Consider the following 25,533-nt stretch of genomic DNA (forward strand, 5'->3'; position numbering starts at 1 on the left):
TAAAATCAATTAACTTGTGAGAGGTAAAGTGGCGTCGATTACAGAACTTCATAAAAATATACAAGAAATTACAAAAGATTTACGAAAACATGATCCTCAAATACCTAATGCCAGTAAAAAACCGTTAGCTTCTAGAGAAAATTTTGACGATCTAATACATTCTGATTTAGGACAGCCTGTACGAAATAAACCGCTTTCTTTTGATGAAGAGTTAAAGAAAAAAGTTCAAAGCAGACAAGTACAGGATTTTTTCGAGCAGCAAACAAAAAGTACAGAAGAAAAAATAGATAATCATGCAAAACGTATAGAAGAATTAAAGCAAAAACAGAAAGAACTAGAAGAGAGGAAAAAGTGGCTTGAAGAAAAAAAAGCTAATTCTAATATTACTAGAGAAGAAAGATGGAAAATCGCTGCAGAATTAGAAGCTATTAATAATCAATTTAAGGCTATAGAAAAAGAACATAATACTATTAATAGTGCTTCCGATAGAGAACAAAAGTTTGATAATAAAAATAAACACTTAACTGCTACAAAAAGAGAGCCGATAGCTGCAGATTTATAGCAACAAGGAGCATTAGCAGCTATAAAACGTATGAAAGAAGAGAAGATAAAGCAGCAGCAAGCAGAAGCTGTTAATCAATCTTCAAAAAATACTCCAACTATGCCTAGCGGTACTATACCGATGCCGCCTCTAATGCCTGGAAGCGGTATTCCTATTCCCCCATCGCCTCCGCCACCACCTATATCAATTCCAAAAACTATAAAAAAGAGGCAAAGGATGTTGGTAAACAAATGCCTCAAGGAGGAGATCAGCATAAAGAAGAACTAGCAAAGGCTATGAAAGCACGAAGAGCAAAAATAGAAAAGCAAAACTCAGGAAGAGGAAGGTAATTATTATAGTATCATAATGGCTCTTTTTTCAAATTTTATCATAAAATGAGCTGTTAGTCTCTATGAAGATTTCTAAGAAGATTTAATTTTGGTTATTTTTTGCTGCAAATTATAAGGTTTCTTTGAAATAGGAGTAGCTATTCTTTCAAAAATCTTATTAATTTTCGCTAAAAAATACCTCAAAATAGCAAATCAATTAGAAATCTTCGTAGAGCTTAGCGAATTAGAACGATTTTACAATTTAATTGCAGTTTAGCCCAAATTTTATCTGCAGTATATATAGGATAGCCTGTAATTAATCCTAGGCTAATGCAAGCTCTGTCACCAAGAGATAAGCCAAATTGTTCTGTTTCTTTCTTTAAGCGTCCAATTTCTATAGCTTGATCAAAATCTAAGGCTACAATTTTATTTATGGAAGCTGAGATCATTTCTTTACTTTGAATAAAAGATATGTTCAATTTTTTATCTAGTTCAGCTACTACTTCTGCTATATTTACTGTAGACATAATAGATAACGGTAATAATTCTTCGACCTTGTCACTACCAGTTTCTAAGTTAAATAATGCAAGTAAAGCAGATGAATCTAAAATATATTTATTCATTATTAAATTCCTTTCTTCTTGATTCAATTAAAGAGTCAACTAATGATATGTTATCTTTATTTCTAGATTTTACTAATGCTTGAAATTCTTTAATTTTATTTTTTAGAGGAATCAATGTTAATTCTTTATCAAGTATTAGCATTAACTGATCTCCTGAAGCAAGATGTAATTGATCACGAATTTTTGCAGGAATATTTATTCTGCCATTTTCAGATATAGTAACTTTATATTCTAAGTGCATATTTTTAAAACGGTTAAAAATTGAATATATACCAAATATAAAATATTATAATTAAAACTACAATAGTAAAATAAATATAAAAGATTTCTATATTGAAATTATGTTGTAGTTGTTCCTATTTCAAAAAAATCTTATAATTTGTAGACGCAAAGAGTAAAAATAGATTAAATTAATTTTCTTTCACACAGCCTAAATAGTTGGTATCATATGCTGTTGCCACAAAAAGAAAATATTATATGTCTAATTCAGCTTTTTTAGTTGCATTTTTTACAACGATTATCCGTTATTATGATTATGCTCTATTCGGTTTATCGGCTAGTATTCTTGCACAAAATTTCTTACCTAATATAGAGCAGGATAAACAACTACTTGGTTTTTTTGCTATTCTTAGTGCAGCTGTTATAGTACGACCTTTAGGGTCCTTAATTTTTGGATTTATCGGAGATAAATACGGGCGTACTAAATCTATCAAGATATCAATGTGCATGAGTAGCATTGCTACCGGATTAATTGCTATTACTCCTTCCTTTGAGATAATAGGTATTTTTGCTACGGTAATACTAACATTATGTCGAATGGTTTTTTTAGCAAGCCTTGCCGGAGAAGTTGACGGAATAAAGGTTTATGTAGCTGAAAAAACAGGAGATAATCAGAAAAATTTAAATATAGGAATAGTTTCATGCTGTAGCCAAATAGGTGCATTACTTGCGGCTATAGCTTATTATTACGCTAGTAATTCCGATATCCAATATTTATGGCGTTTTAATTTCTTTATTGGTGCAATATTTGGTTTATTTGCTATTTTGATGAGAAATTTTTTTAAAGAAAGTAGCGAGTTTTTAAGAACGTCATCAAAAAGTACCTTGCGGCAAATTATATGGAATAATAAACTATCCGTTATAATAGCATTACTAATAAACGGTGCTATTGGGGGAGTGTATCACTTTTTAGTAATTTTCTTAGGAGTTTTTTTAACAAAAATAGCTCTTATAAATCATCCTGAAATAAGATTTATGAATATAGCTCTTACTACTACCTATGGAATATCAGCTGTTTTTGCAGGGCTGTTTGCCGATAAAATAAACTCTTTAAGACAGATTACATGGGCTTTATTTGTCAGCATTATTGTTGCTTTAGGAATGCAAATAATGTTATACAAACAAATATTTAATATTCTCTGTCCCGTTATATTAATAGGACTTGCAGCATTTTATGCAGTACCGCTACAAATTATTGTTCAATCCTTATTTAAGACTAATGTTAAAATGAGGCTTTATAGTCTATCACATTCTTTTGGAGGTATTATTCTATCCTCAACTACTCCTTTCTTTAGTATGTTGTTATGGCAAAATTTTAAGTCACTATCTCTCACTTTAAGCTTTTTCATATTTTTGCTTATAATATTAATGAGTACAGTGTTGGTTTTACGTAGGATGTCATCCTCACAACAGTAAAGTCTTGTTGCATGGCTTGAAAAACCTACTCAATGTCATCCTCGCGAAAGCGGGGATCTAGCAAAATAACTTCAATATTGATATATTTGACAAAATAAACACATAAAAAACTTGTTTTTTTTACTGGAGTCCCGCCTCCGCGGAAATGACATAAACGAGCCATGCAACAAGACCCAAAAACAAGAATAACATCAATTGCCTTATATATTTCTTCCGTCTTTACTGCAACCTGTAGGTTTTATGCTAGGACTACTTGAAGATTTGGAGCGTTGCTGTGCTTGTGTCCCAATTTGCTTCGCTTCTTTTGCTAAGTTTTCAAATTTGTCTTTTAAGTTTTTTGTATTGCCTTTTAGCTTTAAATCGTGAGTTATTTCGTTAATATTCAATTTTTCAGGAGTTGGATGATATATAGGCTCTTTAGATTGAGTATGTTTAGAATGTTCTATTGCAAATTTTGTACGAGGTCTTATTAGTTCATTCTCTTTTCCTATACCTTTCTGTTTTTCTTCCTCCCATTTATCCTATCCCGCCGGTGATGTCCAGTATCTTGTTGTTTTACTATCAAAGCCTTTTTCAAATTTGTTTATTAAATTTTTGGTACTATTCTCTTTAATTTCTTTACCTCGATTTTCAAACTCAAAATTTTTCTGAGGAGTTATATAGTCAGATTGAGTATTTTCATGTTGTTTTTCTACAGTCTGTTTCTTTTCTTCTGTCCAGTATTTTTTGATTTTGCTGTCAGAGTCTGCTTCAATTTTTGCTATTCTATCTTTTATACCGGTAACTGCTCCTGTAGATATTTTAGGTTGATCTTGGGTTGATTGCTTAATATGTTTCGGAGATGTATTTTTAGATAATTCATAAGTCAAAGATTCTAAATTAGATAAATTCTTTTAAACTTTTTCTATATTGGAATTTAAATATTCTATTTCGGGTCCTTTATATTCCATTATATTTTTTAATGTGGTATTAATTTCTACAAAAGATGCTTTAATCTCTTTATTAAATTTATCATCATTATTACTTATCTTACTACAATTAGTAGAAATTTTTTGAAGTTTATCTAATATATCATTAATTCTCTCATCTTGTTGAGAAGTTGATACCATACTTACTAAAAATTCACTTCTTCCTAAATTTCTATTAACATTATTTCAATATAGAGGTATGGTAGAGGCTTTAGTATAATCTTGTGGAAATTTATCGATCTCTTCTTTAAACCTCTTTAAGAACTTTATTGTATCATCGAATATAGGATGAGTATTCCAGGAAAGAGCAGGAGGAGTCGGTATTGCTTCCTGCATTGGATGAGTTATTGCCTCAACTTGTTTCGGGGATGTATCTTTAGATAGCTTTTCATTTTGTAGCTCAGATATATAATCATCTACTGCTTCTTTTAATTTATCTGAAACGGCACTATTTTGGGCAGGAGGCAGTATTCCGGTGTCATCCCACTCTAAATCAGTATCAGTAAGTTAGCATTCCAGTATCATCCTGCTCTAAAGCGATATTATCGCTTCTACGCTCCTCACGAGGATCAGTTAGCTTATAGTAATTTTTATTTAGTAAACGAGGAACACGTGAATTGTCGCTCTTTTCATATTCCTTAATTTCTTCAAATCTAGTGTCTTATAAATATTATCTATTTCTTCTTGAGTAAGTCTTTCATTGCTTACTTCTTTTGGTTGGATAGATTTTTGTAGTTCTTTTGTTACCGTTAACTTATCTTTTGCTATATTTGAATTTGATAAAATTTTCGCTTGTACTAAAAAGAGCTTCAATTAAATTAGTAGAGCTGCTTTTTCCAAATGTGGTAGATAATTCTTCTTGACTTGAGGCTATTCCTGAATCAATAGAAGAAGATCTAGAAACGGTATTAGATTGAGGATTAATATTTGCCTGTTGTACATAAGATTTGCCGGTATCTATTAATATTTTATCAGTGAATTGTGCTAGTTCATTGAATGAATTTTCTAGTTTTGCAAAAAGTTCTGTTGAGGAATGTACTATTGCCGGTGATAACTTAGGTATAGAATCTTCAGGTATAGTTTCTAAAGAAGGAGAATATTTACCTGTTTCTTTTTGTAGTACCGATTCATTTTGCTTGATTAAATTTGATATAAATTTATTTGGATAATATATCAATCTTGTTATTGTTATTACTTCTGGCATATAAGACTAGAGCCTCCTTTATATTTTGCGAGATATTATCTTAACAACATCTTATATTGTAAATCTAATTCGCTTGAATTATTAGTATTACGGAAGTAATTTTTATTTACTGATATACTTTTGCTGAGTATATTTTTAGAAGCTTCTATAAGTTCTTTTTCCCCTGTCGCTTCTTTATTTTTTAACTTCTCAAATAAATTTTGTAAACCATCTGAAAAATCCCAGGCATTATCAAGGTATAAAAATTTACTTCTTATAATCTCTTGCGCTTTTTGATTGGACGCTTGTTGCACTTTTTGTTTCTCTTGTATTACGCCTAGAATGATATTTTTATCTAATGAATTAATCACATCATAAAAATTTTTCATTTCATATAATTTTTCTCTAGGCTCTTTTATTTTTTGTAATCTCTCTCTTAATTCTTGAAATTTATCCCATTCATGTTGTTCAAGAAAAAATCCCTCTATTTTTGTATTTTTAGTATTAGGGCTTTCTCCGCTACTCAGGATTTTATTTCTAGCTGCCTGTAATCTAGATGGTTGATGAGCGTTGATATTATTAATCAAACCTAAAATTTCTTTTGATGTCTTATTAAATTCTTCATTATTAGTTGGATTTTTGATTGTTTCTTGAACTGCTTCCCTTAACTTGATTATTTCTTCTTTAAGGCTAAGTTCTACTTTTTGTTGACCGTGTGTTATAGCTTGTTCGTTTTTTTGTGAGGTAAGTACTTTTTTATCTTGCTTTATATTTAAGCTCTTTGCCCCTACTTTCTGAACAACTTCTTCCATCAATTGCAATAGATTAATATTGCCCTTTATTTCTAGTTCTTGCTCATTAGTGATCGGTAATGAATTACTTAGTCTTAATAATGCTGAAAAATCTGAAGGGGATATTAGGATATCAAGTTGAGCCTTTGTTTTTCTACCTTTTCCGTCTTCCTTAAAGCCTTCAACTTTACCAATACTAATAGGTAGATTTTTTAAATAAATTTCTTTACTAGCACCCTGTATATTTTTATCATTTGTTACTTTGAAGTTAGCTTGTTGTTGAGAAACATACGGTCCCGGCGTTCTAGGGTCTATTTTGTTTATTAGAGCTTCTATAAAATTAGTTGTACGTGTTATAGCTAGTTTATCTGTTTCTAAAATACTAATTTTTAGCCGGTCTAATTCATTCTTATGTTTCATAATTTCCCTCTATTAATAAAAATAAACCAAAATGTAATACCATTTATGTAACAATACTAATAATTAGTATTAATTCAATATTTTAAATCTTGTTGCATTTGTGCTTCAATAATATAATTTTATCATTTATTTTATCGTCTCAATGAGTTTTTTAACTCCCTCGACTGATTTATCAAATAGTGCTTTTTCCTCTGCGGTTAACTGCAGTTCTATTACTTTTAGAACACCTTCTTTACCGATCATAATAGGCACTCCGACATATAAATCATGTACGCCGTACTCACCTTGTAAATGAGCGGCACAAGTTAGAATCTGACGTTTATCTTTTAAATATGACTCAAGCATTTCTATTGCTGAGGCTGCGGGAGCATAATAAGCAGAACCTGTTTTAAGTAATGCAACAATCTCACCGCCGCCGTTTCTAGTACGATCGATTATTTTTTCAATATTTTCATTACTTGATAAGCCCATTTTTATCAAGTCAGGTATCGGCACGCCTGATATTGTAGAATATCTTGCAAGAGGTACCATAGCATCGCCGTGACCGCCGAGAACCATGCTATTAACATTGCTAACCGATACTTTAAACTCTTCAGCAAGAAAAAGATTAAATCTTGATGAGTCAAGTACTCCTGCCATACCGATTACTTTATTGTGAGGCAATCCGCTTTCTTTAAGCATGACATATACCATAACATCAAGTGGATTGGTAATTACTATTACAAAGGCATCAGGAGCGTATTTTTTAACATTTGCTGCAACCGTTTTCATAATACCGGTGTTAATGCTAATTAAATCGTCTCTACTCATCCCTGGTTTTCTTGGTAAACCGGCAGTAATAATTATGGCATCAGATCCTTCAATATCTTTATAGTCGTTTGTGCCTTTTATTTTGATATCAGACCCGGCTATTGTACCGGCTTGCATGAGATCCAATGCTTTTCCTTGCGGTACTCCTTCAGTCACATCAAATAACACGATATCGCCGAGTTCTCTAAGGCTAATTAAGTGAGCAAGTGTACCACCTATGTTACCGCTACCTATTAATGAGATTTTTGGATTTTGTTTCATTACTCCCTCTACAAATATTAAATATGCCTATTACTATATTATAAATAGATTCAAGAAAAAAGAATTTTTAAGTTATATTGTTAATTGGTTAATTCATAAAAATTAACCATTCACATTGACTTTATTAAAATATATTAATATAATGTCGAGTCAAAAATACCATGAAACATGGAATTTTAATAAAATAACTAAAAAAATAATTATGCCTAAAATTTCTAAGTTAATAAATATTTTTAAATCTTGTATAGGAAAGGGGAGTAATGCAAAAGAATGTAAAACCGCTCCAGAAATGTTTCATGATTTACGCATTAGTATTAACAATAGTCTTAATAGTAAAACAGTAAAGACGTTAGTTTTGATACGGTAGATAGCCCAGAAAACAAAAGTACCCTACATTATGTAACTGACTTAGCAGACCTTAAAGAGTTACTGCAAAAAGGTATTGATCTTAATATACAAGATGAGAATGGTGATACTGCTTTAGAGGTTACAGGTAATTTTAAAAAAGCCAAAATGTTACTTGAATATGGTGCTACGGTGAATGACTTATAAACAGATGACTGAAGTATTACATTACTGTGGTCGTAACTTAGTAGAAAACAAAATTATTCTTTCACTATTAATGCATAACAATGCTAATACTAATTTTACAAAAGCAAATTTAGTAAGACAATGTAAAGAACCGTATGAAGAGGCAGAGCGGTTAATAAAACAAATTGAAAAAATAGAGAGCTTAATATATCAAAGTAAAGAAATAGAGACGTTAAGAATATATGTTGACAGATTACAGAGCTTAAAAAATAAATATGAAAAAGCAAAGGATAGTAGCCAAGCTGTTTTAAAAATAATATTAGATTATATTAAAAATCAATAGAGTGATGGTTTAAAAGCTCAACTTGTTATTATTGTCAAAATCTAGGGTTAATCGAAAATTATTCGGAAGTAGCTCAAGAAAATGCAGTATATAAGTGCTTGGATGAGGCTTTTGATTTGCTTGATCAAGGATTAATAGGAGAGGATGTTCAAAATACAGTAGTTTGATTCATAGCATCAAGCAATTTTTGAAAAGCACTGGTCATTTCTGTTCAGCATTGTATACATGGATCGTTTTATATCATTCCCGCGTAGGCGGAAATCTAGTAAAACCTATAAAAAATTTGTTTTTTTAGGTTTATTTTTTTAATAAATAACTTCTATATCGATATTTGAAGTTATTGTGCTAGATCCCCGCTTTTGGGCCTTGTTGCGTGGATCAGTTTTCCCGATGTCATCCCGGCGCGACTTGATCGCGGGATCCAGTTAAAAATACTAGAATTATTAGTATTTTTTATTGTTTTTATGGATCCCGTGGTCAAGCCACGGGATGACACAGGGGATTTTACCGGTCTACGCAACAATATTGAGCTACGAATGACATCGTACGCCTTTTTTGAGTCATGCAACAACGCCTACGTAGCTCATGAAGATTATAGGTATCAACGCAAGCAAGCCTTCGCAGGAATGGATATCCGTATCAACGTTGTATCATCTTATTATAATATTTTGATAAAACTTTCACGCCATATAGCCATAATAGACATACGATAATAAAACTAAACATCAATAAACCGGCTATGTCGTTATGTATGGCGTTCGGGAAAATACTAAAGGATATGAATTGAATAATAGCACCTATTGATTTACCGATTTTAGCACCCATAACATCAACTGCAGCTTTACCTTTGGTCTTCATTTCACTATCGAGCGGAATATATACCATTTCTTTGGTAGCATCAAAAAGTGAATATTTTACGGATTTAGAAAGTACATGCCAAAGTCCGCCGATAAAAACTATAACGACAAGCGGTGCACTATAGCCGAGAGTATTTACGATATTTCCTAGGTGATTTTCAAAAACCGTGAATGAAAAGAACATAACACCTGCTCCAAACATCATAATCGGTGTTATAATAGCTCCCCAAAACCAGCCGCATATTCTAATTAAACTACTGCCTAAAAACGCACTAACTAACGTGAGTATTCCCGTCCAAAAAAACACTTTACCGTGATAGGCTATAAAATCCTTTGTAGCGGGATAGAGTTGCTTTACTTTGGACATCCATAATCCTTCTATTAGGCTAATACTCATAGAATAAGACATTACAAGAAGACAAATAAAACCGAGATATCTAGAAGTTAATATTACTTTTGCACTGTCGACTAAGCTTAATTTTAATATATCTATTCTTTGGTTTTTAAATTTAATATTTTTGTCAGCTTCTACGACTGATTTATCAATAAGTTTATGAAGAGCTAGACAAATTAATCCGGATATTAAAATAACCATAATAAATGATTTTAAAAGAATTTCATTTGTATCGTTTAGATGAGAAAATAAAGGTAATAAGAAATGCTCACTCTTAGCAAAATAAATAATTACGGTTCCTGAGATGAGTAAATTAGTTTGTCCGAATAAAGTAAAAAATGAGTAAAATCTTGGTGCTTCTTCGACTTTAGTAATTTTATTTGCAAGCTGCCAATATAAAAGAGTAAAGACTATAACCGGCCATAATTCTCCCATAATATAAAATAATACCAAACTCCACTGTCCCCAAATTATTAAAAACCATTTTAAGTGAGGAAGAACAGTGATATAGTGCTTAATTAATTCGGGATCGGGATGAAAAAACTCTCTGTACGGAAATAAAATAAAACCAAAAATTGCGAAGAAAAATAAAAAAGTACCGGTAATTATCCTAAAAACTTGCTCTGTTGTCATAATATTACAGAGTTTAGAATAAAAAATAACAAATAAAATTCCCATCGGCATTTCGCCCCAAAGTTTGATAAAACTCAATACTTCTGAGCTAATTAAGGTAACAACAAAACTATCTTTAATACTACGAACTAAGTTTTGATTAAGTAGAATAAAAAACATTAGTAAAGCCATCGGGATGAACTTGGTTAATTCATACGATCTAATCGGCCATACTATATGCCTAAATTTACTGTTTCTGGCTTTATTCCAAATTGTGAAATTAGAATCCACGCTATCCATTGATTTACTATGAGCTTATTTTTTAATGTTATGTTTTTGCAAGGCTTAGAGCTTTATAGGTCATTCCCGCATATGCGGGAATGACCTCAAACGCTTTTTAGAAACTGTCCGGCTATTATTTTTTATGCACCCTAGACTATAATAAAAACTATGTCAAGATTTTTTAAAATAGTCTCATATATTGTTGTTAATTACATTTGTTATACTCAATCGCTGCTTTAATAAACTGAATAAATAACGGATGAGCTTCAAAAGGTTTAGATTTAAATTCCGGATGAAATTGTACTCCTACGAACCAACGCAGTAGCGGTAGTTCAATTATTTCTACAATCTCTTCATCTTTTGAAAAACCGCTAAATACTATTCCGTGTTTTTCAAAAATATTTTGAAATTCATTATTAAATTTATATCTATGACGATGTCTCTCATTTATTTCAAGGCTTTTATAAGCATTAGCTGCAATGGTACTTGCGACCAAACTACAAGGATAAGAGCCGAGCCTCATAGTCTTTTTTACATTTTCAATTGTTATTTTTGAGTCTTTACAGTTTTTATTTATTTTCTCAATAATTTTTGTACCGTCTACTTTAAATTCTTCCGTTACTGCATCTTTAATACCGATTAAATTCTGAGCTATTTCGATCGTCGCAAGTTGCATACCGAAACATATTCCAAAAAAAGGTATGTTATTAGTACGGGCATAGTTTATTGCTATAATTTTTCCTTTAGTTGCCCGTTCTCCAAATCCACCTGGTACTAAAATCCCATCTATATCTAATAATTTTTTATTAATATTCTCTTCAGTTAGATTTTCAGCATTTATCCATACTAAATCAATTTTGTATTTGTAATAAATACCTGCATGATCAAGTGCCTCGATTACTGATTTATAAGCATCTTTTAATTTATGATATTTAGCTATTATAGCGATTCTTACTTTTGAATTAGAATCTTTTAGCCTATTAATTATATCATGCCATTTATCTAATTTAGATGGTATGATATTAATATTAAAAAATTTTAATACTTTATTATCAAGACCTGAATTATGATATGCAATCGGTACTAAATATATATTTTTTTGATCTATTGCCGGAACAACATACTCAGATTCTATATTACACAATAAAGATATTTTATCTATTTCGCCTTTTGAAATGTTACGTTCTGCACGACACACTAGTATATTAGGTGAAATACCTATAGCGCGTAATGCTTTAACTGAGTGTTGGGTAGGTTTTATTTTTAATTCACGGGCGGTTTTAACATAAGGTAATAATGTTAAATGAATAAATAAACAATTTTCGCTTTTTAATTTGTTACCAATTTGCCTTATAGCTTCAAAAAACGGTAGACCTTCAATATCACCGACTGTACCGCCTATTTCACAAATAATAAAATCAAAACCCTTGGTGTTTGAAAGTATAAAATCTTTTATTATATTTGTAACATGCGGGATGACTTGAACAGTAACGCCGGCGTAATTTCCTAAACGTTCATCTTTAAGTAATTTTGAGTATATCGCACCTGTTGTGATGCTATCAAATTTGCATGCGGAAACTCCGGTAAAACGTTCATAATGTCCAAGATCTAGATCGGTTTCTGCTCCGTCATCGGTTACATATACCTCACCATGTTCGTGAGGATTCATAGTTCCCGGGTCAATGTTAAGATAAGGGTCTAGTTTTCGTACACTTACTCTAAAACCTTTCGCTTGCAATAGCATAGCAAGAGATGCTGCCGTTAGACCTTTACCGAGTGATGAAACAACGCCGCCGGTAACAAAAATGAAATGTACCATTATTATAAACCTAGTTTACTAATATTTTCGTAAAATGTTACTGCTTTTTTTAAGTCTTCTTCCGTATCTACGGAAATAGGAACATTCTCAACTAAACATGTACCTATAGTCATGCCGTTTTCAAGGACACGTAATTGTTCTAAACGTTCTGTTTTTTCTAAAAAAGTTGGCTTAAGAGATACAAATTTTTCTAAAGCGTTTTTGCGAAAACCATACATGCCTACATGATATAAAAATTCTTCTGCACCGTTTGGAATAAGACTACGCGAAAAATACAATGCTGTCCCCGCCGAGTCAACCGCTACGGTAACATTACTACTAGCTTTCACTGATTCCCTATCTACTTTTACTATCGGTGTAACAATATCGTATTTGCTGTTTTTTAAATATTCTATAATTTTCAAAATAGAGCTAGGTTCAATGAAAGGCATATCTCCCTGTACATTAACTATGTAATTAATGTTTTGATTATTTGGAATTAATTTAAAAGCTTCATAAGTACGATCAGTACCGGTTGGGATAGCACTATCCGTGAATATTACTTTTCCTCCGACTTTTGTAATAACGCTTGCTATCTCTTCCGAGTCGGTCGCAACATATGTATGCTCAAGGCCCGCTTGATTTACTTGTTTGAATACCCGCTCGATTAAAGTTATAGAGCCGATAAGCTGCAGCGGTTTTTGTTTAAGCCTAGTTGAACTTAGCCTTGAGGGGATAATTATAGCCACGTCCTGATGCCGCATAAACTTCCTAAGTTTAAATTAAAAAATAATTGTTGACAGATTAGCCTTTTTCGGCGATAAAGTAAAACATAATTTTTGAATATATGCAATATATTTAAGAGCTCGTAGCTCAGTCGGTAGAGCATTTGACTTTTAATCAAAGGGTCCCGGGTTCAAATCCCGGCGAGCTCACCATACTTCTACACTGTGGGTTTGTAGCTCAGCTGGTTAGAGCACACGCCTGATAAGCGTGAGGTCGGAAGTTCAAGTCTTCTCAAACCCACCATTCAATCTGCTACAACAATAAAATCTGTATTATCATAATTATAAATCAAGGTGATCATTTATTAATATTGCTAAGTTAGGATGATATTGTCAAGCTAAGGATTAGATTATGAAAAAATACAAATTTACTGAAAAAGAATAAGAAATACTAGATTATTTTGAACAAGATGAGCTTTTAGAGTTGCCTAAAAAAGAACTAGAGAGCCAAAAAATATAGCTAAAATTGCCGCAGCTAATTTTTTTAAAAAATCGGAAAGAATTAATATTAGATTGCCGTTATACGATTTAAATCATATAAAAAGAATTGCAGCACAAGAAAGAATGTCTTATCAAACTCTTATTGCTAGTGTTTTACACAAATACGCGTCCGGATATTTAAAATTAGATAAACTTAGTTAATCAATACTTTTTTTATATAAATAACATTTTTTCTCAATGAGTCTTTTTAGAGGTAGAAAAAGGTTAGAGGGTAAATTATCAAGAGCAAACCACTACCAGCTTTCTACTTTATGAGCCTCAAGATTCTGTAATTCATGCTCATTTAAACAATGAGCTTTAAGGCAAATCAAGATGTAATACTTTTGTTCTTTTTCAAAAATATCGTTAGTCACCGCTATCAATTGTGGATTTTCAATGATCAGATTTGTTTCTTCTAAAACTTTACGGATAGCACATTCTGCAAATGTTTCTCCAAATTCTAAATGTCCACCGACAGGAGCATAACTAGACTCACCATGGGAACTAATATGTTTACCTAATAAAATTTCATTCCTATTATTCAAAGATTAAAATACCGATACCGATACCGATGCGTAGGTGGTTAGTCATATCTAACTATTAACTCTGGATTGACTTATTAATATCGTATGTTAGCTTCTAAAGCAAATAAAAAAATATTGCTTATTTAAATACTGTGAGCTATTTGTAGATTATATTTAATATTTACCTGTAGTTATGAATTCTACCAATCAATTACAAAATAATAGCTTAACTAATTCTTGGCTTAAGCTTGGTATTTTATCCTTGGGATTTGCGGGTTTATATTCAATTATTTTGGTGGTACTACGTACCCCGCAATTATCAAGCTTTTTCCCAAATCCGCATATTTTCAAATCTGCTTTAATTATTCATGTTAATTTATCGGTATTGATTTGGTTATTGTCTGTTACGGCTAGTGTTTGGGGGGGTGAAACGTCATTGCGAGGAGAGGCAAAGCCTCGACGCGGCAATCTCATGAAACAATACAAAATTTCTGAGATTGCCACGCTCTCTACGTTCGCTTGCAATGACGTGTTTCGCCTTTACCCCAAACTTGCTTTTCTAGCTACTCTTCTAATCGCCATCTCCCCAATAGCCGGGCATAATCCGGTGATGAATAATTATATACCGATGCTTGAAAATATCGTATTTATTGGGGGGTTAAGCTTATTTGGTGTTACGTTGCTATTGTACGCTATAAATATTTTATATTTCTTCGATTGGACGAACTTAAATAGTCTAGTTAATTTTACCGTATTATCGACTATTATAATGTTTATTTTAAGCTTTGTTTGTTTTGGATGGTCTTATAATGGCTTGCAAAACATCATTCAAATTATTCCAATCGAGATAGAATTTTATTATGAATTACTTTTTTGGAGCGGAGGTCATTTACTGCAATTTATATATACTCAAATATTAATATTTATTTGGGTTAGTTTATTTAGAGAATTAATAGCTAGAGAAGTGAAATGTCAAAAATTCTATCTTTTCTTACTTTATTTAAATTTTATTTTCGGAATTCTTACACTTTTCGGTCATATATTTTATGATATTATCGATGGAGCCTTCAAAGTATTCTATACAAATCATATGAAATATCTAGGCGGCATTGCTCCTGTTTTATGTTTAATAGGTATGGGGGTTGAGTTGGTGTGGGTATTTGTCATCCCGCGGGATGACACGGTTACAATAAATGACAGAGTAATCAAAACCATCTTACTTTGCTCTATTACTTTATTCTTACTTGGCGGGCTTATAGCAATGAATATCACAGGTATAAATGTAGCAATTCCTGCTCATTATCACGGGTCTATAGTAGGGATTAGCATTGCTTGTATGGGGTGTAGTTATTTGGGTATTGGGAGGTATCAACGTCATTGTGAGCGACTAAAAAGAGCGTGGCAATCTCATGAGGTAATACAAAAACTCCCTAGATTATCGCGTCGGCACTTCGTGCCTCCTCGCAATGACAATATTATTAATTTTACATTTTACCTCCTAACATTCGGGCAGATTCTGCACATACTAGGTCTAGCATTCGCCGGTGGTTACGGTGTTATGCGGAAAGACCCAAATAGTGTAATGCCGATGTCAGCTAAGCTATTAATGGGAATGATGGGCGGAGGAGGGGTTATTGCTATAGTAGGCGGCTTGATGTTTGTATATATTTGTGTTAAAGTAATATTTTTTAAAAGTATAAAACTAGCACATGAGTAAACCAACTAGAGAAGAAGCTAAAGAGGCAGTAAGAACGTTACTAAAATTCATTGGTGAAGATCCAAGCAGAGAAGGGTTGCTTCAAACGCCTGATAGAGTAATTAATAGCTACGTAGAAATATTTTCCGGTTATGGAAAGGATGTAGCAGAAATATTAAATACCAAGTTTTATGAAACTTGTAATTTTCGAGATTTTATCTTACTGAATATAAAATTTACCTCTTTCTGTGAACATCATATATTACCTTTTAACGGTACAGTAGATATAGCTTATGTTCCTGATAATTGTATTGTCGGCATAAGTAAGCTAGCACGAATAGTAAATATTTTTGCTAGAAGACTACAAATCCAAGAAAAAATGACGGTACAGATAGCAGAAAGCGTGCAGGAGAATTTAAAGCCGCTTGGCGTTGCCGTTAAGATTTCTGCCGTACATAGCTGTATGTCAATGCGTGGCGTAATGCAAGATAATAGCGTTATGAATACCATGCATTATACGGGTATATTTGCCGAACAGCAGAAATATCGTCATGAGTTTTTAAACCTTACTGCTAAAAGGTGATACGTTATTAATGTCATTTCTGCGGAAGTGGGAATCCAGTCATTTTGTCATACCGCGACTTGATCGCGGTATCCAGAAAAAAATTTAAAAAAACTGGATCCCGTGGTCAAGCCACGGGATAACCAAATAAATGATTATAAATATAGCAAGAAAGTAAATAAAATATGTTATTATCAAAATATTTTTTACCTGTGTTAAAGGAAGAGCCAAGTGAAGCTCAAGTAACTTCGCATAAATTAATGCTTAGAAGCGGAATGATTAGGCAGCAAGCAGCAGGGATTTATACTTGGCTTCCGCTTGGCTTAAAAGTATTGAAGAATATCGAGAATATAGTACGCTTAAATATGAATAAAGCGGGAGCTTTGGAAGTTCTAATGCCTTGCATTCAGCCGGCACATTTATGGATGGAATCGGGACGTTTTGATAATTACGGTAAAGAAATGCTGAAATTTCAAGATCGTCACGATAATACTTTACTATTCGGTCCTACTAACGAAGATATGATTACGGATATTTTTCGTCATAATATTAAGTCATATAAGGATTTGCCGAAAAATCTTTATCATATCCAATGGAAATTTCGTGATGAGATTAGACCTCGTTTTGGTGTTATGAGAGGACGAGAGTTTTTAATGAAAGATGCTTATTCTTTTGATATAAATGAAGAAAATGCCGTTAAAACCTATAATCAAATGTATAAGGCTTATATCAATGCTTTCAGGGATTTAGGCGTGTTTGCTATCCCTGTTATTGCCGATAACGGTCCGATCGGTGGCAATTTAAGCCATGAGTTTCATATAATCGCTGAAACTGGTGAAAGTACTATTTATTACGATAAAAAATTTAAGACATTAAAAGATAATCCTGATATCGATGTAGAGGAAATTAAAAGTTGGTACGCAGCAGCTGAAGAAAAATATGAAGTAAATAAATTACCTATATCTGAACAAGAAATAACCAGCAGTAAAGGAATAGAAGTCGGGCATATTTTTTATATAGGCTCAAAATATTCGGTTAATATGAATGCACTTATTAATGATGAGTATGGTAAACTAACTCCTATAGAAATGAGTTCTTACGGCATAGGCATTTCAAGGTTAGTTGCTGCTATCATAGAAGCAAATTGCGATGAGAAAGGTATCATATGGCCTTCTAGCGTTGCTCCTTTCAAAGTTTCTCTAATTAATTTAAATATTCATGATAGTAAATGTGTAGAGCTTGCGGAAATGGCTTATAAAGAGCTATCAGATAAAAATATAGAAGTGTTATATGACGATACCGAAGCACGTCCAGGCAGTAAATTTGCAACGCATGATCTTATAGGCTCACCTCATCAAATTATAATTGGTCCTAAAAAAGCCGCAAATAATATTGTTGAATTAAAAGATCGTAAAAGTGGTGTTATAGAAGATATTGAGGTAGGTAGTCTAATGAGTGTATTGTAAAATAAAGAGATATACGTCATTACGAGAAAATTGCATAGCAATTGATGAGGCAATCTTAGGAGTTTGTTATTATTTCATGAGATTGCCACGCAGTCTACGGCTGTTCGCAATGACGATTTTGGAGTCATGCAATAAGGCTAATACCCTATGGGAATGATATAGCAAAAATATTCTGGGTAGACAATGATAGTATCATATGATACTATCATATAATGAATAGTAAACCGTCTTTTCAAATAACTAATAAAATCTTGGAGTTATCACAAGATATTTCTTATGAGCTTGGTATTTTAGCCGGTAGCAAGCTTTACTCTCAACCTATAAAACTTAGAAAAAATAATCAAATTAAAACCATCAATTCTTCTTTAGCAATTGAAGGAAATAGTTTAAGCGTAGAGCAGATAACCGATATAATAAACGACAAGCGTGTACTTGCACCTGAAAAAGATATTGTAGAAGTAAAAAATGCTATAAAACTATACAATAATCTGACTATATTTAATCCCTTCAAAATTGAATCATTATTAAAAGCACATGAGATATTAATGCAAGGATTAGTAGAAGATAACGGAAAGTGGCGTAAAGGTAATGCCGCTATATTTAAAGGCACAGAGATTATATATTTTGCCCCTACGGCACGCCGTGTATCTTTATTAATGCAGGATTTATTTGAGTTTATAGCACAAGATAAGCAAATTTCTGGAATAGTTAAAGCTTGTATATTTCATTATGAGTTTGAATTTATCCATCCTTTTTCAGACGGTAACGGACGAATAGGTAGATTATGGCAACAATTATTACTAATGCAAGCTAATAAAATTTTTGAGTATATTTCCGTTGAAAGTTTGATAAGGAATAATCAAAGTGAATATTATAGTGTTTTAAGTAAGTGTGATAAGCTTGGTGAATCGACCTTATTTATCGAGTTTATGCTTGATAAAATAGTTGCAGCATTAAGATTATATAGTAATAATATTACATATGAGGCAAATACGCCTTTATCTAGAATGGAATTTGCTAAGGTTAATTTAATAGATCAATGGTTTTCTAGAAAAGATTATATTACTGTACATAAAAATATTTCTACGGCAACGGCTAGTAGAGATTTGTTATATGGTTTAGAGCGTAAACTTTTAATAAGTAAAGGGGATAAGAATCAAACTTATTATAAGTTTGTGTAGTTTTTAATGTCATTCCCGCTTTCGTGTATGAGTGTTAACTTAAGAGAAGAAAAAACCTCTGATGCCATTTCCGCGAAAGCCGGAATCCAGTACTTTAAAGCTTTTTAAAAGCTCGATTTATCTTGCTTTACCCCTAGATTTCTGCTTTCGCAGGAATAACATCATATCACTGATTCAAAAAGAGATTAACATGAAAAATTTTATAAAATATTTGTTTTTCACCGGTCTATATATAGTAGTGACGATAATAGTTGCTTATATGGTTTTGGCTCAAACTATTCCTAATGATGGGCAGTGTCATATGATGGATAGACCGTTTGTTATTCATTACATCTTAGCAGCAATTATTACCGCTTTACCGACACTAATTTTAATATATAGTAAAAAGAAAAAGTAAATATATGATCGGTCAATTAAGTGGTAAAGTTGATTCCCAAGGCGATGATTACGTTATAATTGACGTAAACGGGGTAGGGTACTTAGTCTATGCTTCAGGTAAAACTTTAGGTAAACTTGCTGAAGGGGAGTTTTATAAACTATTTATCGAAACCCATGTTAGAGAGGAACATATTCATCTTTACGGTTTTTTGACTCTAGAAGAGAAGATTTTTTTTAATTTACTACAATCAGTAAACGGTATAGGTACAAGAATGGCTTTATTTATCTTATCAAGCCTTACGCCTTCAGATATTCAAATTGCTGTAAATAATGAAGATAAAAATATATTTAAAGCAATATCCGGAGTAGGGGCTAAACTTGCTGAACGTATAGTGCTAGAGCTGAAAGGTAAAGTAGCGAAAATATCAAGCGGTTCAGCTATTATTAAAGAGAGCTTAAATATTAAGAATATCACACCCGTTGCAAGTAATGAAGTAATAAAAGCTCTAGTAAATCTAGGATTTTCTAGATTTGAAGCTCAAAACGCTGTTCAAGGCATCATTACCCAAAATCCCGAAATCTCTATTGATGAATTAATCAAAACAGCCCTGAAAAATCGAAATTCTAATTTTTAGTTGATAAATTAGCAGTTATTTTACCTATTAATTTTAATTACTAAAATTAATAGGTAAAATATATGTCCAAGTTAATAGAATATTTAGGAAAAATACAGGCTGAAGAAATATTAAAAGAGCTATAGAAAGACCCTGCTACTTTAAGTATTACCGAGGTTAATTTTGTACCACAATCACCGGTATTTGCAGCTGCTGGATACTCTAAAATTCCTGAAGATGCTTTAAAATGGGTTATTTAATGCTTTACAAGGAGACGCTACTATAAAGTACTTAAGTACTGATAGTTTTGCGTGGAGTTTAAAATCAATAAAGTTATTTGCTGAATTTTTTAAAGATCCGCTATGCCGCATTACCGACATTAGTTTTATAAATGCTTTGAATAATGTTAATAAGATAGATGTTCTTTTAGATACCTTAAGAGTAAACGAAACAAAAATAAGCGATTTAGATATAAGTGGGATATTTTTTGATAATAATGTTCCTGCCTGATCCTCATTTGTTAAAAATACTAAACTTGCCGGATTGAATTTTTCATTAAGTACAGAAGTAAGCGAGGAATCAAAGAAAGCCTTATCGGATGCTATAAAATAGAATAAAAGCTTAATTGGATGTAATATTTTAGGTTATAAGATAGGAATGAAATCTCAAGATAGACAAGAATTGGACGCACAAATTACAGAAATAACTGATAAAAATAACCTTACTCTAAAAGATGTAGCAGAAGTTTTGAAAAATTATTATGAAAATCCTAATATAATATTATCAAATGAGATATTTGGCCATTATTTCAAGTTATATAAAGGATTAAGTCAAAATTACCTTAAAGAAGAATTACAAAACTTAGGCGTCACTGATACAGAAAAATTTTTTGAAACCGTAGATAAACTTAGAGAAGGGGTAACTAGTTTCTATGAAGAGGGCTAATATAAAAGTCTAAAATAATTTATAGCATAAAACTATTTTTTGGCTATTATTAGTCATTATATTCGATTTAAAATAATGACTAATATATTATCACCTGAAAAAAGTGAAAATGATCAAGAATTGCCGATAAGGCCGTCATATTTGCAAGAATTTGTCGGTCAACAGCAGATTAAAGAAAATCTTTCGGTATTTATTAAGGCTGCAAAATCTCGAAATGAGCATCTTGATCATACTTTATTTTACGGTCCGCCCGGGCTTGGTAAAACTACGCTTGCTAAAATTATCTCTAACGAAATCGGCGGTAATTTTAAATCCACCTCCGGTCCTGCTATACTTAAGGTAGCTGATCTTGCTGCTATTCTTACCAATCTTGAAAAGAACGATGTATTATTTATTGATGAAATCCACCGCTTAAATACTGCGGTTGAAGAGGTTTTATATCCTGCTATGGAAGATTTTGAGCTTGATATAATTATCGGTGAAGGATCTGCCGCAAGGTCAGTGAAAATAACCTTGCCGAAATTTACCTTAATCGGTGCTACCACACGCCTCGGGCTGTTGAGTAATCCTTTGCGTGATAGGTTCGGTATCCCTATGCGGCTAAATTTTTATAATACCGAGGAATTGAAGAAAGTTCTAAATAGAGCAAGTAAACTACTTGATATTGATTTGACCGATTCGGGTTCTGAAGAAATAGCTAAAAGAAGTAGAGGAACGCCACGAATTGCATTAAGATTGCTTCGTCGTATAAGAGATTTTGCAGCAGTTGACGGTAAATCAAGAGTAGATAAGGAAATCTCTGATTTTGGGTTAAATCGTTTGGAAGTTGATCGCATAGGACTTGATAGCAATGATTATCGTTATCTAAAATTCATAGCGGATAATTATAACGGCGGTCCTGTCGGAATTGAAACGATTGCAGCTGCCTTATCTGAACAACGTGATGCACTTGAAGAAACCATAGAGCCTTATCTTATACAGATAGGTTTACTACAAAGAACTCCTAGAGGTAGGGTAATCACGATTGCCGCTTTTGAGCATTTGAAAATGCCTGTACCGAATCAATCACATCATCAATTTAATATTTTTAACGAGAATGAATAACAATAATTTAAATGATAACTACACAGCCGCAGATGTTATAAAAAGGCTGATAAAAGATCATGTTAAACCTTACGCAAATAAAATATATTTTTCGATATTTTGTATGGTTGTTGCAGCACTTTGTACGGCAGTGATCGTACATGCGGCTAGACCTATTATTGATAAGGTTTTTTTAACGCATGATAAGGAAATGCTTATAATAATGCCTATAGTGCTTACTGTAACTTTTGTTATAAAAGGAATTTCAGAGTATTATCAGAATTATCTAATAAAATTTGTTGGGCAGAGGGTACTAAACGATTTACAGATAAAAATGTATGAGCATTTGTTATTTGCCGATATTTCTTTTATTCAAAACCAATCTTCAGGACGTTTAATATCTCGTTTTACTAATGATATTTCTTTGATGCGTGGAGCTGTTTCTAACTTACTTGTCGGATGTGCTAAACATTTCCTAACTGTAGTATGTTTAATAGCAACAATGTTTCATTTAGAACCGCTATTATCTTGCGTAGTTTTTCTTGTTTTCCCTTTAGCTGTTTATCCGGTGCAAAGGATGGGTAGAAAGATAAGAAGAATATTTGCACAGTCACAAGAAGAGCTTGGGCATTATACCTCTCGGCTTGATGAAACATTTCAGTCAATTAAGATTATTAAATCTTTTGTAGGCGAACAAATAGAAAGTAATAGAGCATCGTTGATTATTAATAATATTTTAGAGTTCTACAAAAAAACATCTAAGCTAGATGCGATGGTTTCACCGATTATGGAGGGTTTAAGCGGTCTTGCAGTTGGAGGGATGGTATGGTATGGAGGTAATCTAGTCCTGGAGGGGAAAAGTACGCCAGGGGCTCTTTTTGCTTTTTTGGCTTCTTTTGCAGCGGCTTATAGACCGTTTAAAAGTTTGGTATCGTTAAATATTAATTTGCAAGAAGGAATAGCAGCAGCTAAGAGGGTATTTAGTATTTTGGATACCGAGCCTCTTATTAAAGATCATGAAGATGCTAAAGACGTAGATTTATATAATCCACAAATTACTTTTGAAAAACTAGCTTTAAGGTTTGAGAGTAAAATAGCTATAAAATATATAGATTTAAGGCTAGAGCCTCATAAAATTATTGCGTTTGTCGGGCGTTCAGGTAGTGCTAAGACTTCGCTTAGTAATTTATTAGTGCGTTTTTATGATCCAAATGAAGGAAGAATTTTAATTAATAATCATGATATTAAAGATATTAAGCTTACTTCACTTAGAGGTCAGATTTCCTTAGTTACTCAAGATACTCATTTATTTGATACAAGCGTTGCAGAAAATATAGCATACGGTCAGGAAAACGCTACAAGAGAAGAAATAATTAGAGCAGCAAAATATGCCGATGCTCATGAGTTTATTATGCATCTGCCGAATGGTTACGACACGCAGATAGGGGGGCAGGGGACGACTCTTTCAGGCGGTCAGCGTCAGCGTTTATCTATTGCTAGAGCTTTCTTAAAAGATGCCCCTATTTTAATTTGGGATGAAGCAACAAGTAGCTTAGACCAAGCTTCCGAACAGAAAATTCTAGAATCGTTAAAGAAATTACGCCAAGGAAAAACCACTTTAATTATTACGCATCGTTTAAGCAGTATTACCGATCTTGATAATATTATCGTCATGAAAAACGGTGAGATTTGTGAACGAGGAACTCATACACAATTGCTTAAGAATAAAGATGAATATTATAGGTTGTATAATAAGGAGTTAAGAGAAAATGGTTGATTTATAAAGTAAATAGCTTATATTTATTAATTATTATTACAACACTAATATTTTCGTCATTGCGAGGAAAAATTGAAAATTTTGACGAAGCAATCCAGTAAAAAATGCATAGCATTTTTTTATTATTTTCCTAGATTGTCATCACGTTGGGACTATGCCCCTCCTCGCAATGACGATTTAATGAAATATCACAATGCGCATTACCAAGATTTTTAAAGACTATCGATTATTTGAAATATTTATTTTAGGAATAGTTAGCGGTATGCCGCTGGTTATAATTTTTTCTACTCTTGCGGTATGGTTAAAAGAATCTGGTATAGATATCGCCGTTATTACTACTTTTGCGGTTGCAAGGTTATCATATTCGTTAAAAGTATTTTGGTCGCCTCTAGTCGACAATTTTAAAATACCTTTTTTAAGTAGGTGGGGACATCGCAAAAGCTGGCTTATATTATGTAGCTCTTTAATGGCTTTAGTACTAATTGCTATGAGCAAGGAAAATCCTGAAGTTTCTTTAACTTCTTTCTATTTTTTGACTATATTATTAGGCTTTTTATCTAGCACGTTTGATATTGCCGTTGATGCGTTGCGTATAGATAAGTTTGATCAAGAAACACAAAGCATAGCTAGTGCAACCGCTGTATTCGGTTATCGAATCGGTATGCTTATTACAGGGGCAGGTGCTTTGTACCTTGCAGAAATAACTGGAAATAATTGGCAACTAACTTTCTGTGTTATAGCTATAATATTTGTCGTTGCAACGATATTTATAATAACCGTAAACGAAAAAGAATTAGTAAGAGAAAAAATTAATATTATTTCTATTACTTCATGGATTTCTACAGTAATTAATCCTTTCAAGGATTTTTTCAAAAGAGAATTTGCTGCAACTATTTTACTTGCGGTAATATTTTTTAAATTAGGCGATGCTATGCTTGGAGCGGTTGCCTCACCTTTTTATATAGAGCTTGGTTATACAAAAGGCGAAATAGCAATAATAGCTAAACTTTATGGATTGATTGCAACCTTAGTCGGCGGTTTTGTCAGTGGTATTGTAATGTATAGGGTGGGGAATTTTAAAGGTTTGATTATTACCGGTATTGCCCAAAGCTTAACGCATTTTGCATTTATTTGGCTTAATCATCAGCCTTCTTCTTTTGAAGCTTTATTAATTGCTATTACTATAGAGAATTTTGCTGCCGCTATGGGTGCTACTGCTTTAGTCGGATATATAGGTAATTTATGTAATAAAAAATATTCCGCAACACAATATGCTTTACTTAGTAGTGCTAGTAGTTTATGTAACAATACTGTCACTATTTATGCTGGAAAACTCGTAAATATGATGGGCTGGGACGGTTTTTTCCTCTTTACTATAATTTTAGCCTTGCCTGCTTTGTTTATATTAATGTATCTTAATAAAAAGGTTAATGTGTAGTAAGTATTATTTTCATTGTCATTGCGAGCGACCGTAGGAAGCGTGACAATCTAGGAAAATAATAAAAAAATGCTATGCATTTTTTACTGGATTGCTTCGTCAAAATTTTCAATTTTTCCTCGCAATGACGAAAAATCACACTTGGTTTAATTTGAATAATATTTTA

At 32.4% G+C, this 25,533-nt stretch carries 27 protein-coding genes and 2 tRNA genes; 15 read left to right on the plus strand and 14 right to left on the minus strand.

The genetic code is table 11. From position 1 onward, the window contains the following. Positions 1–28 precede the first annotated feature (28 nt). A complete protein-coding gene (locus RSL_RS02640; RefSeq protein WP_014419782.1) occupies positions 29–562 on the plus strand; it encodes a hypothetical protein in 534 nt (177 codons plus the stop codon). 74 nt (positions 563–636) lie between these two features. Here RSL_RS02640 and RSL_RS09885 read toward each other — a convergent pair whose 3' ends face one another. The 3 genes from RSL_RS09885 to RSL_RS02655 all read right to left on the minus strand — a co-directional run bounded on the left by RSL_RS09885 (position 637) and on the right by RSL_RS02655 (position 1,734). Beyond that, positions 637–792: a hypothetical protein gene (locus RSL_RS09885; RefSeq protein ID WP_231287754.1), complete on the minus strand. Its 156-nt coding sequence runs from the start codon at positions 790–792 to the stop codon at positions 637–639. Between the two features lie 314 nt (positions 793–1,106). Next, on the minus strand, positions 1,107–1,493 hold the full coding sequence (locus RSL_RS02650) for a type II toxin-antitoxin system VapC family toxin (RefSeq protein WP_012150708.1): 387 nt from the start codon (positions 1,491–1,493) through the stop codon (positions 1,107–1,109). Beyond that, entirely contained in the window at positions 1,486–1,734 is a 249-nt protein-coding gene (locus RSL_RS02655; RefSeq protein ID WP_010977150.1) for an AbrB/MazE/SpoVT family DNA-binding domain-containing protein, read from the minus strand. The genes RSL_RS02650 and RSL_RS02655 overlap by 8 nt, the downstream gene beginning before the upstream one ends. 236 nt (positions 1,735–1,970) lie before the next feature. On the opposite strand from RSL_RS02655, the gene RSL_RS02660 reads away from it, so the two are divergent. After that, positions 1,971–3,188, plus strand: a complete 1,218-nt coding sequence (locus RSL_RS02660; protein ID WP_014273419.1) for an MFS transporter — start codon at positions 1,971–1,973, stop codon at positions 3,186–3,188. Between the two features lie 200 nt (positions 3,189–3,388). Here RSL_RS02660 and RSL_RS02665 read toward each other — a convergent pair whose 3' ends face one another. The 7 genes from RSL_RS02665 to mdh form a co-directional block, all read right to left on the minus strand. After that, the gene (locus RSL_RS02665) at positions 3,389–3,574 is read right to left on the minus strand and encodes a hypothetical protein (protein WP_014419784.1); all 186 of its coding nucleotides are present in this window, start codon (positions 3,572–3,574) and stop codon (positions 3,389–3,391) included. Between the two features lie 135 nt (positions 3,575–3,709). Beyond that, positions 3,710–4,057, minus strand: coding sequence for a hypothetical protein (locus tag RSL_RS02670; protein WP_014410616.1), 348 nt, complete (start codon positions 4,055–4,057; stop codon positions 3,710–3,712). Between the two features lie 24 nt (positions 4,058–4,081). Next, complete coding sequence (locus tag RSL_RS02675) at positions 4,082–4,297, minus strand: hypothetical protein (protein WP_014419785.1); 216 nt, start codon at positions 4,295–4,297, stop codon at positions 4,082–4,084. Positions 4,298–4,342: 45 nt separating this feature from the next. Then, positions 4,343–4,492 carry a hypothetical protein gene (locus tag RSL_RS09890; RefSeq protein ID WP_014419786.1) on the minus strand — a complete coding sequence of 50 codons (150 nt, stop codon included), beginning with the start codon at positions 4,490–4,492 and terminating at the stop codon, positions 4,343–4,345. A gap of 418 nt (positions 4,493–4,910) precedes the next feature. Then, positions 4,911–5,360 (minus strand): hypothetical protein, encoded by a 450-nt coding sequence (locus tag RSL_RS09520; RefSeq protein WP_014419787.1) that lies wholly within the window; start codon positions 5,358–5,360, stop codon positions 4,911–4,913. Between the two features lie 35 nt (positions 5,361–5,395). Continuing rightward, positions 5,396–6,550: a hypothetical protein gene (locus RSL_RS02690; protein ID WP_014419788.1), complete on the minus strand. Its 1,155-nt coding sequence runs from the start codon at positions 6,548–6,550 to the stop codon at positions 5,396–5,398. 126 nt (positions 6,551–6,676) lie between these two features. After that, positions 6,677–7,621: a malate dehydrogenase gene (mdh, locus tag RSL_RS02695; RefSeq protein ID WP_014273420.1), complete on the minus strand. Its 945-nt coding sequence runs from the start codon at positions 7,619–7,621 to the stop codon at positions 6,677–6,679. 541 nt (positions 7,622–8,162) lie between these two features. Here mdh and RSL_RS02705 point away from each other — a divergent pair. Continuing rightward, positions 8,163–8,495 carry a hypothetical protein gene (locus RSL_RS02705; RefSeq protein ID WP_014419790.1) on the plus strand — a complete coding sequence of 111 codons (333 nt, stop codon included), beginning with the start codon at positions 8,163–8,165 and terminating at the stop codon, positions 8,493–8,495. A 639-nt stretch (positions 8,496–9,134) separates the two neighbouring features. Here the strand turns inward: RSL_RS02705 and tlc2 are convergent. The 3 genes from tlc2 to RSL_RS02720 form a co-directional block, all read right to left on the minus strand. After that, entirely contained in the window at positions 9,135–10,658 is a 1,524-nt protein-coding gene (gene tlc2 / locus RSL_RS02710) for a nucleotide exchange transporter Tlc2 (RefSeq protein WP_014273421.1), read from the minus strand. 187 nt (positions 10,659–10,845) lie between these two features. Continuing rightward, the gene (locus RSL_RS02715) at positions 10,846–12,459 is read right to left on the minus strand and encodes a CTP synthase (RefSeq protein ID WP_014273422.1); all 1,614 of its coding nucleotides are present in this window, start codon (positions 12,457–12,459) and stop codon (positions 10,846–10,848) included. A gap of 2 nt (positions 12,460–12,461) precedes the next feature. After that, the gene (locus RSL_RS02720; protein WP_014273423.1) at positions 12,462–13,202 is read right to left on the minus strand and encodes a 3-deoxy-manno-octulosonate cytidylyltransferase; all 741 of its coding nucleotides are present in this window, start codon (positions 13,200–13,202) and stop codon (positions 12,462–12,464) included. A 98-nt stretch (positions 13,203–13,300) separates the two neighbouring features. Here RSL_RS02720 and RSL_RS02725 point away from each other — a divergent pair. Together RSL_RS02725 and RSL_RS02730 are read left to right on the plus strand one after the other, a co-directional pair. Further along, positions 13,301–13,376 (plus strand) — tRNA-Lys (locus tag RSL_RS02725). Between the two features lie 14 nt (positions 13,377–13,390). After that, positions 13,391–13,467, plus strand: a tRNA-Ile gene (locus RSL_RS02730). Between the two features lie 490 nt (positions 13,468–13,957). Here RSL_RS02730 and RSL_RS07625 read toward each other — a convergent pair. Continuing rightward, positions 13,958–14,248: a nucleotide triphosphate diphosphatase NUDT15 gene (locus RSL_RS07625; protein WP_014273424.1), complete on the minus strand. Its 291-nt coding sequence runs from the start codon at positions 14,246–14,248 to the stop codon at positions 13,958–13,960. A gap of 172 nt (positions 14,249–14,420) precedes the next feature. Between RSL_RS07625 and RSL_RS02740 the strand changes: the two genes are divergently transcribed. From RSL_RS02740 to RSL_RS02790, 10 genes are all read left to right on the plus strand, one after another. Continuing rightward, complete coding sequence (locus tag RSL_RS02740) at positions 14,421–15,944, plus strand: cbb3-type cytochrome c oxidase subunit I (protein WP_014273425.1); 1,524 nt, start codon at positions 14,421–14,423, stop codon at positions 15,942–15,944. Then, a complete protein-coding gene (gene folE / locus RSL_RS02745; RefSeq protein ID WP_004995901.1) occupies positions 15,937–16,506 on the plus strand; it encodes a GTP cyclohydrolase I FolE in 570 nt (189 codons plus the stop codon). The genes RSL_RS02740 and folE overlap by 8 nt, the downstream gene beginning before the upstream one ends. A 164-nt stretch (positions 16,507–16,670) precedes the next feature. Then, a complete protein-coding gene (gene proS, locus RSL_RS02750) occupies positions 16,671–17,951 on the plus strand; it encodes a proline--tRNA ligase (RefSeq protein ID WP_014273426.1) in 1,281 nt (426 codons plus the stop codon). 212 nt (positions 17,952–18,163) lie between these two features. Beyond that, complete coding sequence (locus RSL_RS02755; RefSeq protein ID WP_014273427.1) at positions 18,164–19,132, plus strand: Fic family protein; 969 nt, start codon at positions 18,164–18,166, stop codon at positions 19,130–19,132. A gap of 190 nt (positions 19,133–19,322) precedes the next feature. Continuing rightward, entirely contained in the window at positions 19,323–19,529 is a 207-nt protein-coding gene (locus RSL_RS02760; RefSeq protein ID WP_004995893.1) for a hypothetical protein, read from the plus strand. 4 nt (positions 19,530–19,533) lie between these two features. Next, positions 19,534–20,145, plus strand: coding sequence for a Holliday junction branch migration protein RuvA (gene ruvA, locus RSL_RS02765; protein ID WP_010977169.1), 612 nt, complete (start codon positions 19,534–19,536; stop codon positions 20,143–20,145). Positions 20,146–20,781: 636 nt separating this feature from the next. Beyond that, positions 20,782–21,069 (plus strand): hypothetical protein, encoded by a 288-nt coding sequence (locus RSL_RS02775; RefSeq protein ID WP_014273429.1) that lies wholly within the window; start codon positions 20,782–20,784, stop codon positions 21,067–21,069. 75 nt (positions 21,070–21,144) lie between these two features. Further along, positions 21,145–22,173, plus strand: coding sequence for a Holliday junction branch migration DNA helicase RuvB (gene ruvB / locus RSL_RS02780; RefSeq protein ID WP_004995885.1), 1,029 nt, complete (start codon positions 21,145–21,147; stop codon positions 22,171–22,173). Then, a complete protein-coding gene (locus RSL_RS02785) occupies positions 22,166–23,929 on the plus strand; it encodes an ABC transporter ATP-binding protein (RefSeq protein ID WP_014273430.1) in 1,764 nt (587 codons plus the stop codon). Before ruvB ends, RSL_RS02785 begins: the two co-directional genes overlap by 8 nt. Positions 23,930–24,122: 193 nt before the next feature. Then, positions 24,123–25,367 (plus strand): AmpG family muropeptide MFS transporter, encoded by a 1,245-nt coding sequence (locus RSL_RS02790; protein ID WP_014273432.1) that lies wholly within the window; start codon positions 24,123–24,125, stop codon positions 25,365–25,367. Positions 25,368–25,533: the final 166 nt, after the last annotated feature.

It is taken from the genome of Rickettsia slovaca 13-B, assembly GCF_000237845.1.
GTDB lineage: Bacteria > Pseudomonadota > Alphaproteobacteria > Rickettsiales > Rickettsiaceae > Rickettsia > Rickettsia rickettsii.